Annotated in this window: 9 protein-coding genes; 4 read left to right on the forward strand and 5 right to left on the reverse strand. The window is 41.3% G+C overall.

Translation table 11 applies throughout. From position 1 onward, the window contains the following. Positions 1–92: 92 nt before the first annotated feature. Positions 93–746 (reverse strand): arylesterase, encoded by a 654-nt coding sequence (locus AC2IOM_RS10115; protein WP_486358273.1) that lies wholly within the window; start codon positions 744–746, stop codon positions 93–95. Between the two features lie 10 nt (positions 747–756). Between AC2IOM_RS10115 and AC2IOM_RS10120 the strand changes: the two genes are divergently transcribed. Together AC2IOM_RS10120 and AC2IOM_RS10125 are read left to right on the forward strand one after the other, a co-directional pair. Continuing rightward, positions 757–1470, forward strand: a complete 714-nt coding sequence (locus tag AC2IOM_RS10120; RefSeq protein ID WP_486358274.1) for an ABC transporter ATP-binding protein — start codon at positions 757–759, stop codon at positions 1468–1470. After that, a complete protein-coding gene (locus AC2IOM_RS10125; RefSeq protein ID WP_486358275.1) occupies positions 1460–3955 on the forward strand; it encodes an ABC transporter permease in 2496 nt (831 codons plus the stop codon). The genes AC2IOM_RS10120 and AC2IOM_RS10125 overlap by 11 nt, the downstream gene beginning before the upstream one ends. 11 nt (positions 3956–3966) lie before the next feature. Here AC2IOM_RS10125 and AC2IOM_RS10130 read toward each other — a convergent pair whose 3' ends face one another. Continuing rightward, positions 3967–4863, reverse strand: a complete 897-nt coding sequence (locus AC2IOM_RS10130; protein ID WP_486358276.1) for a TIGR01777 family oxidoreductase — start codon at positions 4861–4863, stop codon at positions 3967–3969. A gap of 89 nt (positions 4864–4952) precedes the next feature. Here AC2IOM_RS10130 and AC2IOM_RS10135 point away from each other — a divergent pair, with 89 nt between their 5' ends. Beyond that, positions 4953–6002, forward strand: a complete 1050-nt coding sequence (locus tag AC2IOM_RS10135; RefSeq protein WP_010559882.1) for an AI-2E family transporter — start codon at positions 4953–4955, stop codon at positions 6000–6002. A 34-nt stretch (positions 6003–6036) separates the two neighbouring features. Here AC2IOM_RS10135 and AC2IOM_RS10140 read toward each other — a convergent pair whose 3' ends face one another. After that, positions 6037–6921 (reverse strand): LysR family transcriptional regulator, encoded by an 885-nt coding sequence (locus AC2IOM_RS10140; protein ID WP_010559883.1) that lies wholly within the window; start codon positions 6919–6921, stop codon positions 6037–6039. A 304-nt stretch (positions 6922–7225) separates the two neighbouring features. Between AC2IOM_RS10140 and metE the strand changes: the two genes are divergently transcribed. Then, positions 7226–9496: a 5-methyltetrahydropteroyltriglutamate--homocysteine S-methyltransferase gene (metE, locus tag AC2IOM_RS10145; RefSeq protein ID WP_486358277.1), complete on the forward strand. Its 2271-nt coding sequence runs from the start codon at positions 7226–7228 to the stop codon at positions 9494–9496. A 34-nt stretch (positions 9497–9530) separates the two neighbouring features. Here the strand turns inward: metE and AC2IOM_RS10150 are convergent, their stop codons facing one another. Together AC2IOM_RS10150 and AC2IOM_RS10155 are read right to left on the reverse strand one after the other, a co-directional pair. Beyond that, entirely contained in the window at positions 9531–11903 is a 2373-nt protein-coding gene (locus AC2IOM_RS10150) for a GGDEF domain-containing protein (protein WP_010559885.1), read from the reverse strand. An 87-nt stretch (positions 11904–11990) separates the two neighbouring features. Next, positions 11991–13682, reverse strand: coding sequence for a collagenase (locus AC2IOM_RS10155; RefSeq protein WP_486358278.1), 1692 nt, complete (start codon positions 13680–13682; stop codon positions 11991–11993). Positions 13683–13692: the final 10 nt, after the last annotated feature.

Raw genomic sequence — 13692 nt, forward strand, 5'->3', positions numbered from 1 at the left:
TATCCTTTTACTCAGCAGCCTGATTAAAATGGAACTTTTATTTTGTCAGTTAACGTTATTGTAAATATAAGCTGATTATTAGTAATTAGTAATTAGTAATTATTTAAAATTATATCTGCAAAATGTTGTTTCATTATCTCTACTAATAAAGGTTGTGCTTTTGCGTTAGGGTGAATGCCATCGGGTAGCATAAGCTCAGGCTTGGTCACCACCGATTCAATAAAAAATGGAATGGTTGGTACAGATTTTTCACTTGCGACTTGCTTATAGGCGTTTTGAAACATTGTTGCGTAGCGCTTACCAAGGTTAGGAGTAATAGCTACTTCCATTAAAATGACGTTTGCGTTCGCAGCTAAGCTTTTATCAATAATTTGACGTAAGTTATTCTTGAGTAATTTTACCGGATAACCGCGCAAACCGTCGTTACCGCCTATTTCTACTAATACCCAGTTTGGCGAATGTTCATCTAATAAAGCGGGAAGACGTTGCAATACACCACCACTGGTTTCACCGCTAATACTTGCATTTATCAATGTGATAGGGGATTTTTCTTGGTTGTACGCATTTTGTAACAACTGAGGCCACGCTTGTTCTTGTTTTAAACCATAGCCTGCGCTTAAGCTGTCACCTAAGATAAGTAATTTAGTTACTTGATTTTTGTCGCTTTTACCATCAGTGTGATCGGTGTTGGCGATTGCCGTGTAACTAATAACAAGTAAGATAACGAATAAACTACGTAACAACATTGAGAGTCCTATGAATAAGCTTTCGCAAATGAATGTGATTCAGGTCAAAGACCTTGAAAAAACTGTCGCAACACTTGATGGCGACCTAACTATCCTCTCTGGCATCAGTTTTAATGTCAAGCCGGGCGAGTCAATTGCGATTGTCGGAGCATCGGGCTCAGGTAAATCTACCTTGCTTGCGTTACTTGCGGGCCTTGATAGTGTCTCTCAAGGTGAAATATTTTTAGATGGCGAGCCATTACATCATTTAGATGAAGAGCAGCGTGCAGCGGTGCGTGCTAAGAGCGTCGGTTTTATTTTCCAATCGTTTATGTTGGTACAAAGCCTTACTGCTCTTGAAAACGTAATGCTACCGGCAGAGCTTGCAGGAGAAACAAACGCTGAAGAAAAAGCCAAAGAACTGCTTGAAAAAGTAGGGCTTTCACACCGTTTACATCATTTTCCATCGCAATTATCGGGCGGTGAGCAGCAACGCGTTGCGATTGCGCGCGCATATATTGGCGAACCTAAGGTACTGTTCGCAGATGAACCATCGGCTAACCTTGACAGCAAAAATGGCCGCATCATTGAAGAACTTTTATTTGATTTAAATAAAGTCGCCGGCACAACCTTAGTATTGGTTACGCACGATGAACACCTTGCTGAAAAGTGCCAACGCACACTTCATATTGATGCAGGCCAATTAATCGATGACCGTATCGGAGTACAGGCTGATGTGGGCTAAATTAGCGTTTAAATTATTTCGCCAAGAATTAAAACGAGGCGAACTCAATATTATTTTATTGGCGATTGCGCTCGCTGTGATGACGGTAATGACATTGTCTTCAATCACTGATCGCATCGGTCTTTCTATCAATCAAAAAAGCAGTGAATTTATTGCCGCTGACCGTGGTTTGCAAAGTAACCACAAACTACCACAAGAATTTCTCACAAAAGCGATTGATGATGGCCTGAAAACGGCCACTTGGTATGGTTTTGATAGCATGCTGTTTGCCAATGATGAAATGCAAATAGCGTACATTAAGGCAACCGACGAAGGCTACCCACTAAAAGGCCAATTAAAACTTAAAGACAGCTTTGAAGGGCCTGAGTATGTTACTGATGCGCACCCAGCGCCTGGCAATATATGGTTATCCGATACGGTTTTTTACAGCTTAAATATTGAAGTAGGGGACGTGGTTGAAATTGGTGAAGCCAATTTCATTGCAGAAAAAATCCTCGCTGAAGAGCCTGATGCACCATTTGCGATTTTTTCAAGTTCGCGTCGGGTACTAATGAATATCGCCGATGTTGAAAAAACACAAGTAATCCAACCGGGTAGCCGCGTTTCTTATCGTTATTTATATGCCGGCACCGAGCAGCAACTTAATGATTATTACGCTTGGCTCAAACCGCAATTGCTTGAAAACCAACGTTGGTATGGCGTAAAAGATCGCCAAGGTCCAGTATCTGATTCAGTAAACCGCGCTGAGCGCTTTTTATTACTGGCAGGCTTGCTCGGTATTATGCTTGCGGCGGTAGCAATTGCCGTTTCTGCAAGGCGCTACTGTGAGCGTCAGTACGACCCCGTTGCAATGATGAAAACACTGGGCGGTTCGCGCACGACTATTCGTAATATCTACATTGTGCATTTACTGTTAGTGACTGTGTTTTCAGTCATTATTGGTTTGTTGCTAGGTTTTATTTTACAAGTTATCGCAATCGATGTGCTGAGTGAAAAAATGGGTAAAGCACTGCCGCCAGCATCACTTTGGCCGCTTGGACTGGCCACCTTTACCGGCTTGATCTGCGCCGTTATGTTCTCTCTTAAACCGTTAATGGACTTATTTGATATTCCACCAATGCGCGTGTTGCGCCGTAATTTAGGGGATACCCTTAAAGTATCAAAACTGCATTTATTACTTGCAACACTTACCGTGTTTGGCTTGATGTGTTTATTTAGTCGCAGTGTTGTGATTGCGGGCATTATGTTTGTGTCGTGTGCGCTTTTAGCGGGTATGTTATTTGGTTTAAGCCGACTACTGTTTACCTCGTCACGTAAATTGGGATTAAAGCCAAGTAATAGCTGGTCTTTGGCAATTGCGTCACTACAAAAACGCGCAAACGCCAATGCGGTGCAAGTGATCAGCTTTGCGCTAGCAATTAAACTTATTTTATTTTTAGTGGTAATGAAGAACGATTTAATTGCCGATTGGCAATCGCAACTACCTGAAAACGCGCCAAATGGCTTTTTGGTAAATATTAGCGAATATGAACGCAGTGATATCGCCGATTTCTTAGCCGAAAACAATATTCAGCAAACCGATTTTTATGCTGTGGTGCGCGGTCGCGTAAATAGCATTAACGGTGAGCAAGTAGCACGTTCTGTATCGGCGCAAGAAAACGAAAAACGCGATGAAGAAGCGCGTTCGGGTGTTGGTCGCGAGCTTAACTTAACATGGCGTGATACGTTGCCGAAACACAATGAAATTGTTGAAGGTGAGTGGTTAAACCCAGATGCCAACGAGCTTTCCATGGAGCAATCTATGGCAGCACGTTTAGGTGTGAAAATTGGCGATGAGCTTGAGTTTTTAATTGGCTCACAGCGTTTTAGTGCCAAAATTACCAGCCTGCGTGAGGTGAACTGGTCTACCATGCAGCCCAACTTCTTTATTATTTTAAGTCCTAAAGTGCTGTCACAATTTCCGGCAACGTATATTTCTGCCATTAGCACACCGACCGAATCTAAACGTGCGTTGCAGCAACTGGTGCGCAATCACCCTAGTGTGAGCATTATTGATGTAGATTCAATGATAAAGCAGGTGCGTTCAACTATCGACCAAGTGGCAACGGCCATTAGTTTTGTACTGATTATTGTGGTGATTTGCGGTGCGTTAGTATTGGTGTCGCAAGTGCAGGCAAGTTTGCACGACCGTATGCAAGAAGTGGTGATATTGCGAACCCTTGGTGCTAAAGCCAAGCTTATTAAAAATGCGGTACTTTACGAATTTGTATTGCTGGGTTTATTTGCTGGCATTGCTGCAGCACTGTTTAGCGATATTGCATTGCTCGTTGTGCAGTACCGTATGTTTGAGCAAATTGGTAATTTGCATCCAACAATGTGGCTTTACGGGCCTGTAGTTGGTGCCTTATTTGTAGCTGTGCTTGGCTATAGTTTAGTGGCAAAAACGCTGCGAAAAAACACCCAAGGGCTTGTAAGGGCGCTATAAAAAAGTGGGCGTTATCGCCCACCTAATATATTTTCAAGGGCAGGTTTTAAATGTGGAAAATGAAATTTAAAATCTGCGTCTTGCAGCGCTTTTGGTTTAACTGCTTGACCAAATACTAGTAAATCAGCCATCTCACCAAATATTAATCGCAATACAAATTCAGGCATTCTAAAAAAGTTAGGTTTTTCTAACGTTTCACTCAGGCTTTCGGAGAATTGATTATTCGAAACCGGATTAGGCGCCGTTGCGTTAAACACACCGTTTAGCGATCTGTTTTCGATTAAAAACAGAATAATGTTTACCATGTCGTTAATGTGGATCCACGACATTTGCTGTGTACCATCTGCAATAGGGCCGCCTAGGCAAAACTGAAACGGCGGTACCATCTTTTTCAGTGCGCCACCGTGTTTTGCCAGCACCACACCGGTGCGCAAAATGCACACGCGGGTTTTATCCGATTGCGCTTTATTGGCAAGCGTTTCCCATTGTTTACAAAGATAATGACTGTATTCATCAAAAGGTTGGTTATGCTGTTCATCAACCGGCTCGGTTTGTCTGCCATAATAGCCTATGGCACTGCCCGAGATAAAAGTATGTGGTGGGTTATCTGCTGCGTTAATTTTGTCGGTGATTTGTTCAGTAATGTGCCAGCGGCTAGATTCAATTTTTTGTTTTTGCGCTTTGCTCCAGCGTTTATCGGCTATCGGTTCGCCGGCAAGATTAATCACAATATCTAGCTGGTTAAAGTCAATATCATCGAGGGTTTCAAACGCATTTACATGGTGTCCCAAAATGGTAAACGCTTTTTCTTTTTTGCGGGTAAGCACCATTAACTTATGATGGTTTGCTAAGTGCTTACACAAGTGTGAGCCAATTAGGCCTGTGGCCCCAGTGATTAAAATATTCATAGATAAATCAAATAGCTTCCTATTTGCCACGCTTATAATGTAGCATAGCGCTAATTAGAACAAAGTGATAATACGAACTAAGGATAGCTATGGTTCAGCCCAATTTTACTGGTGCCAGTAAAAGTTTATTGATTTTTGCGGCCTTAATCGTTGTTTTAGCCGGCTTGAAATTAGCAAGCGCAATTGTCGTTCCGTTTTTACTCTCCGTATTTATTGCCATTATTTGTAGTCCGTTGATTAATTTAATGGGACGTTATCGCGTACCAAAAGGCGCAGCAATTACACTGGTTATTTTACTAATTATGTTAATTGTGGTCAGTCTGGCAGGGCTTGTTGGTCAATCGGTTAATGGCTTTTCACAAAATGTTCCCGTGTATAAAGAGCAATTACAAACCGAGTTCTCAGGCTTATTAACCATGTTGGCTGAGTATAATATTTTGATCGATAAAGATCGCATTATGTCGTTTTTAGATCCCGGCAAACTTATCGACCTTGCTGCGAATACACTCGCGGGTGTTGGTGGCGTAATGGCTGACTTGTTTTTAATTATTTTAACCGTTGTATTTATGCTTGTTGAAGCGCCTTACATCGGTAAGAAAGTGCATTTAGCCCTTGATGATCCCGATATGAAGCAAAAACAAATCGACCTATTTTTAGACTCGGTTAATTCGTATCTCGCTATCAAAACACTGGTTAGTTTAGCGACCGGTGTTTTGGTTACGGTAATGCTTTGGGCATTTGGCATCGACTACTTTATTTTGTGGGGCGTGTTGGCGTTTTTCTTAAATTATATCCCTAATATTGGTTCTATCATTGCGGCAATTCCGGCGGTATTACTGGCTGTTGTACTGCAAGGACCTGGCGTTGCAGGTTTAATTGGCATTGGTTACATGGCAATTAACACCGTAATGGGCAATATGATTGAGCCGCGCTTTATGGGTAAAGGCTTAGGCTTATCACCACTTGTCGTGTTTTTATCATTATTGTTTTGGGGCTGGTTACTTGGCACGGTTGGCATGTTGCTGTCTGTACCGCTTACCATGGTTGTGAAAATTGCCCTTGAAAACAGTGAAGAAGGGCGCTGGCTTGCAATGTTATTAAGTGGCGAAGAGCAAATTAATGAAGAACTAGAAAGCTAATTTGTAGTTAAATGGATAAAAGGGTTAGCATGTGCTAACCCTTTTTTTGTTTACAGGTATTTAAAAAGTGGCGATAAACTGGGTTGTCGCTCATGGTTTTTTTCATTGCTAAATACATAGGGCGTGATAAACCAAGCGCACCTAATGGAATTGACTTAATTAATCCTTGGCTTTCATAAGGGGTTACTAACCAATCTGGTAAAGCGGCAACACCCATACCGGCGCTTACAAGCTGAAAAATAAGCAGGCCTTGATCGACAGTTTTTAAGGTGCCGTCGAAACGCGCATTTTGAATAAAGTGCTTAAAAATATCTTGTCTTTCTCGTGGGATCGGATACGAAATAATCGTTTCGTCTTTTAAATCAAGCGCGGTTACATACGCTTTTTTAGCGAGCGGATGATCTGGGCTGACAATTAGCTTTAACTTAAAATCAAATAAATGTGCGAACTCAAGGCGCTCTGTTTCACGAATATCCGATGTTAAAACTAAATCCAACTCATCGTTTAACAGCTCCGGAATGGCGTCGTAGCTAAAACCTCGCTCGTAATCCACCTTAATATCTGGCCAAAAGTTATTAAATTCTTTAATTGTTGGCAATAACCAATGAAAACATGCATGGCATTCAACGCTTAAACGCAATTGCGAGATAGGTTGGTTTAAGCTTTCTTTTAATCTGCATTTGGTTGCTTCCACTTTTGGCAGTACATCGTTAGCAAGCTCTAACAACAACATACCTTGTGGGGTAAAACGTACGGGGTGTGTTTTACGCTCAAACAACTGGCAATCGAGTTTGTTTTCTAAATCTTTGATTTGGTGAGATAAAGCAGATTGGGTTAGAAAAAGCTCTCGTGCGGTATTAACCAAAGACCCTGTCTCTTTAAGGGTTGCGATGGTTTTAAGGTGTTTTACATCAATCATCTTTAGGAATACTCATATTAAACTTGAACGACCGTGAGAGAGATTTGATACTAGCTGTTTATTTTTCATGTTTCAATGTTGATTTGTACATATCGCCGTCATTTTAATAATAAATTTCTATTTTATATATATGTATAGATTATGATAGCGCTGTCAATCTGTGTTTGGTTTATATGTGAAACTTTACTTTTCTATTTTGTATTAATTTATTTCAAGTTAAATTGGAAAAACTTGCGATTTTGTTGAATTAAATTTACCACTAATATTTAGCCATCTAAACGTCTTAAGTAAAAAGGATATCAAGATGGCAATTACAATTCACAACTTAGGTTTTCCACGTATCGGGAAAAAGCGCGAACTTAAAAAGGCGGTTGAGGCCTATTGGCGAAATGAGAGTTCACTCACAGAACTGCAAGAGCAAGGACAAGCAATTCGCAAAGACAATTGGCAACTACAACAAAGCCAAGGGGTTGAGTTGTTGCCTGTAGGGGATTTTGCATGGTACGACCATGTACTTAGTACCTCTTTGCTGTTCGGCGTGGTACCAACACGTCACCAAAATGAAACACAAACGGTAGATTTAGACACCTTATTTCGTATTGGGCGCGGAAGAGCTCCGTCTGGCTGTGCATGCGCTGCAAGTGAAATGACCAAGTGGTTTAACACCAACTATCACTACATCGTACCTGAACTGACTGAAAATCAAACATTTGAAATTAGCTTTACAGAGCTATTTGATCAGGTAAAAGAAGCGCAAGCGCTCGGTCATCAGGTGAAACCTGTATTGGTTGGTCCGGTAACTTATTTGCATTTGGCAAAAACTGTCGGCGAATTTGATAAGTTGGCCCTGCTGCCACGTCTACTGACAGCGTATCAACATGTATTGAGTAAATTAGCTGATTTAGGTGTTGAATGGGTGCAAATAGATGAGCCTATTTTAGCGTTAGAACTAACGCCAGAATACCTATATGCGCTTACAGCCAGTTTTAATAAACTGCAAGAACAAGGTGTAAAGCTGCTGCTGGCAACGTATTTTGGTTCAGTAGAAAATTACCTAGATGATATTGCAGCGTACCCAGTAGACGGCGTGCATTTTGATTTGGTTGCCGAAGCGCAAGATATAGAGAACATTAATGAGCGCATAGCTAAAGACAAAGTATTGTCTTTAGGTGTTGTCAACGGCCGTAATATTTGGAAAACGGATCTCGAAGCGGTTTACAACCAAATACAATCGCTCGTTTCATCACGTGAGCATGTTTGGTTAGCGCCTTCGTGTTCGTTGTTGCATACGCCTGTTGATTTAGCCTTAGAATCAACGCTTGATAGTGAAATTAAATCCTGGCTTGCATTTGCAAAACAAAAAGGGCACGAATTATGGTTATTGAAACAGGCCTTGCTGTCGGGGGATATAACTTCACTCATTGACTATTCAGCGCCAGTGAAAGCGCGTGCTAAATCGCTGCGTGTAAACGATGCCGCTGTGAAGTTACGCCTTGATAGCCTAACCAAGCAAGATGGTGAGCGTACGAGCCCTTTTGCTAAACGTCAGTTGGTTCAAAAGCAAGCGCTTGGTTTACCTATTTTACCAACGACTACTATCGGCTCTTTCCCACAAACAACGGCTATCCGTGAGGCGCGTCGCGATTTTAAAGCCGGTAATATTAGCGAAGCTGATTACACGGCTCAAATGCAAAATGAAATTTCTTATGCTGTTGCACAGCAAGAAGCTGTGGACCTTGATGTGTTAGTTCACGGCGAAGCAGAGCGTAATGATATGGTGGAGTATTTTGGCGAATTGCTCGAAGGCTTTGCGTTTACACAATTTGGCTGGGTGCAGTCTTATGGCTCACGTTGTGTTAAACCACCGATTATTTGGGGTGACATTAGTCGCAAATACCCAATGACGGTTAACTGGAGCGAATATGCACAATCACTCACTAATAAACAGATGAAAGGCATGTTAACAGGTCCTGTGACGATTTTGTTTTGGTCGTTTATCCGCGATGACCTCGCAAAACCAATCATCGCCAATCAAATAGCGTTGGCGCTGCGCGACGAAGTGGTTGATTTAGAAAAAGCGGGCATAAACATTATTCAAATTGATGAACCTGCATTTCGTGAAGGGTTGCCTTTAAAAGCATCAAAGTGGCAAAACTATTTAAATTGGGCGGCGTATGCGTTTCGCGTATCGGCATCTGGCGTAAGCGACAGCACGCAAATTCACACCCATATGTGTTATGCAGAATTTAACGATATTATTGCGGCGATTGCCGATATGGATGCAGATGTCATTACGATTGAAACGTCGCGTTCAAATATGGAATTACTTAACGCATTTGAAGATTTTGATTATCCAAATGAGATAGGGCCTGGCGTTTACGATATTCACAGCCCGAATATTCCAGAGGTAACGTGGATTAAACAGTTGATGAAAGAGGCAGCGAAAAAAGTACCGGTGGAACGTCTTTGGATAAACCCAGATTGCGGTTTAAAAACCCGTGGCTGGCAAGAAACCCAAGCAGCACTTAAAAACATGGTAACCGCAGCAAAAGAGCTCAGACAAGAACTCGCTTAAGTCACGTGTGATATGTAGGAAAACTGAGTTTGGATTAACTCAGTTTTCCTGTGGTTAAAAAGGTAAAAGCTTGTTTTGCAGGCATAGGTTTAGCTACCAAAAAGCCTTGGCCATATTGGCATTTAGTTTGTTTCAGTACATCGAGCTGGGTTTGTGTTTCAATTCCTTCAGCTACCACGTCAAATTCAAGGGCGCTGGCAAGCGTTAAAATAGCATCAACCAATGGGTGGTTTTCGCCACAGTTAAGGTTATCAATAAAGCTTTTATCAATTTTTAAAATATGAATAGGTAATTGATGCAAATAACCGAGTGCCGAATAACCGGTACCAAAGTCATCTAAACACAGTTTTACGCCACAGGTTTTCAGCTTTTCAATAATTTCTGTCGCAAGGGAAAGGTTTTCAATTAGCCCCGATTCAGTAATTTCAATGCATAAACTACCTAATGGCAATTTGTATTCAAAGTAAAGACGCTGAATAAAATCAGCAAACTCTAACGTTGAAAAATGCTTAGACGATACATTTACGGTTACTTTAAAGTCTTCGGGTAATGTGCCGTGCCAAAGGCGTAATTGTTTTGCCGCAAGTTCTAAAATATGTAAATCAAGGGCGAGGATTTGCCCGGTTTCTTCTGCTAGTGGAATAAAATCAGCAGGTGAAATAAACCCACGCTCAGGGTGATGCCAACGCACTAAGGCTTCAAAACCAATAATTTCGCCCGTTTGAATGGTAAAAATAGGCTGATAGAAAAGCGCAAACTCGTGTTTATTCATACCACTTTGAATATCGCTTTCTAATAGTGCTGCGCCTTTCAGTTTTTGTCGCATAGTGTCGTTAAAAAACTGTACTTTGCCACGGCCAAGTGATTTTGCTTGGTACATTGCGGCATCTGCTCGCTGCAAAATTTTATAGGCTTCGTCGGTGTCTTTGTTGGCAAAGGCAACACCAATGCTGGTTGATGCTTGCAGTAAATGGTCATCAATTAAAATAGGATCTTTCAGCGCTAGCTTTATGCGCTCAATTACAGGTGTAACGTCTTCAGCGCCAAAAATATCACACAGTAAAATAGCAAACTCGTCGCCACCTAAGCGTGCAAAGGTATCGGTTTCGCGAATACATTGACCAATAATGTTGCAGATCTTAACTAAAAATTTATCCCCGACTTGATGGCCTAAAGTATCGTTAATCATTTTAAAACGATCAAAGTCTAAATAGAGCAGGGCATGAATTTTAGGGTTATTACTGCGGCCAAGTGCGTTAATCGCAAGGGTTAAATGGTCAATTAACAACGCACGGTTGGCAATGCCCGTGAGTTCGTCATGCATTACTTTGTGTTGCAATGCTTGCTCTGCAAAAACGCGATTAATTACAAGGCGAATTTGTTGGCTAATATAAGTTAATAAGTCTTTATCATGCTCGGTGTAGCTAACGCTGTGGTTGTAACTTTGCACCACAATAATGCCCGATAGCTCGTCGTTTAATTCAAACGGTACACCAAGCCAAGAATTAGGTTGTGCACCAATTAAATCAAAGTCACCGTTATCAATATGGCGTTGGTATTCATCGCCATTGATCAGCACGGCTTGTTGCTTATTGATAGCATAAACCGATGCGGTTTTTTGTATTTGTGCATTGCTAAAGCGTTTTAACGTAATACGCTCGACGCCATGCTCAATAATGTAAGGAATTTCTAAGCCACGGGTTTGTTTATTGTAATAACCAATAAACAAATTTTCGGCAGGCAGTAAGGTTTTAACAATGTCGTGCAGGCCAGTATAAAAACTGTCCATAGTCTGCGAATCTGAACTTAAGTTAGCAATTTGCAACATGCCTTTTTCAAGCAGCTGTGCGTAGTTAAGTTGATTTATAGTATCGGTAAGATTGGCAACCGTTTTGCATTGATCAATTTTAGCGCTAAGCATGGACGCAACAGTTGTTAAAATACTTAAGTGATCGGCTGTGTAGTAGTCTTTTTCAGGGTGTTCGCAATCAATTACGCCAAGTACTTGGCCGTCGTAAACTAATGGTACACATATTTCAGATAGCACGTTGCCGCTAATATCTAAGTAACGTTTGTCTTGTGATACGTCGCTAATAATTTCGGCGCAGCCGGTTTCAAACACATGGCCACAAATACCTTCTGAAATCGAAATTGCGAGCTGTTCGTTTTCAATATCATTGTGTTTATGAATGGACGAAACTTGGTTGAGTATTTGCTTTTCTAAATCGGCGATAAAAATGGAACACTCATCAAAACCGAGGCGTTTAACTACTTGATGCGTCACATAGTCGTAGAGCTCGTCGAGATCAACAATACGAATGAGCGACGAGGCAAACTCGTTAATAATACTTAACTGATTAGCTCTGGTGGTAATTGCGTCTACATTGTCGCCCGATGAATACTGCATAAAAGCGCTTGCTAGCCGTGTGTTATTAGAAATTAACACAAATGTAACTCAGCAAGCACTTTTGCTCAATAAAAGTTTGTTTTGCCTTTATAAAATATGATTATGCTCGGCGTTAATTTTAAGCGTTTTAGGCATTAAATAATCTCGATATAAATAACGATATAGTCTATTTGGCTTTTCTTTTTGCGCCGCTTCTTGGTGTGGATTGGTTTGCTTATAGCTAGCTAAATAGTCTGCAAACTTATCGCTGTGTTTCGCCACTAAACTGTCAAGTAGTTCACTGTAGCCATCAAAGTAGTCAGTACGTAAAAAGTGCGCTAACTGACGATAATCATCTAAAGCATTTTCTGATAAATAACGGTGCGCTAAATACGACCATTGATAAACACGTTTTGAACCATCTTGGTAGGTAGTGTCAAAGACTTCACGCAAAGTAGGCCATTTTGCTTGCTCTGTTTCGTGCAATAATTTATTTACGCGGTCATTGCTTTTACCCTGTGCAATTAATTCAGCACCACCTTCGCTCCACCATACTAAGTGGCTAGGGAAGTGGCCAAAACCATCGTATTTATTAAAACGGCCATCTAAGTAGTGCACGTATTCGTGGTTTAGGTTCCAAACCGAAAAATCTTCTTTCCAAAATGCTTTAAAAGAATAAAAAGTAGCTTGGTTGCCTGGTTTGCTCGGCTTACCTTCAATGTACATACCGCCATTGTCGGTGCTGATATCAAAAATCATTTGGCCGTGCTGGTTGTAGCCTGTGTAGTTATCAAAAATAACAACACGCAGCGCTTCATTAAAATCGTTAGGCACAGGCTGGCGGTTGGTGGCGTATACGTCATGGAAATGTGATTCTTGCGAAATTAAACGCTCACAACTGATATTAAGCTGCTCGGTAGTCAAAGTTTGTGCGCGAATAAACAGCGAATCTGAACACTTATGGTTAATTGGCAGGGCATCATCCAGTGTTACTTCGCTGCAGCGGCCTTTAAACTCCTCATCACAAGCTGATTTACCGCGGAAGCTATTAACTAAATAACGCTGTGAAAAGATAAACTCTTTATTTGTGTTTGGGTTTTGCTCAAGTGCTGCCCACACTTTTTCATCAAGTGCTTTTTCAGCTGCTTCATCATCTAAAATATAATGGATGTAACCAAGTGCCCAAGCCGCGTGCGCTTGCTGCCAGCTGTTGTCGGTTTGAAGCAAGTCGAGTAATTCTTGCTGCCACTTAGTTTGTGCAAGTACCGCTTGTTTAATCTCATCCTTACTGCGTGCTTCAAATGCTAAAAAGCCGATAGCACGAAGTTGTTCCCACTTAGCATATTGTGCTGCAAGCGAGCTTGAGTTGTTTAGTGTTACATTTGGTAATAAAGGTAAGTGTTTAGCTAATTTATCTTTTAAATCATCAAAGTAGTAATAACGGTAAAGCGTTACCGCGTAGTTTTCGATGGCGCGATAGTCGTCTTTAGCGATGGTTTGCATACGGGCAAACAACGCGCTGTCTAGTGCTGTTAATTGCTCAGCTGTTAAATTCTTCGTATTGCCAAAATAGCTAAAACCGCGCAGGGCATAAAGGGTTTCATTAATGTCGGCGCCAGCGTTTAAATTGGTGACTAGGGCATCAAAGTCACTGCTGGTTAAACCTAATTGCCAATAAGCTTGTGTGTTAATTGTGATAGGGCTTTTTAAAAGCGTGGCTGTTGGCTCGTTGCTTGTCGATGCACAACCCGAAGCAAGTAACCCTGTTAATAACAGAGAAGTAGCGCGTGTTAGTTTCATTTTTGGTCTC

It is taken from the genome of Pseudoalteromonas sp. NS-SX12 (genome assembly GCF_057367955.1).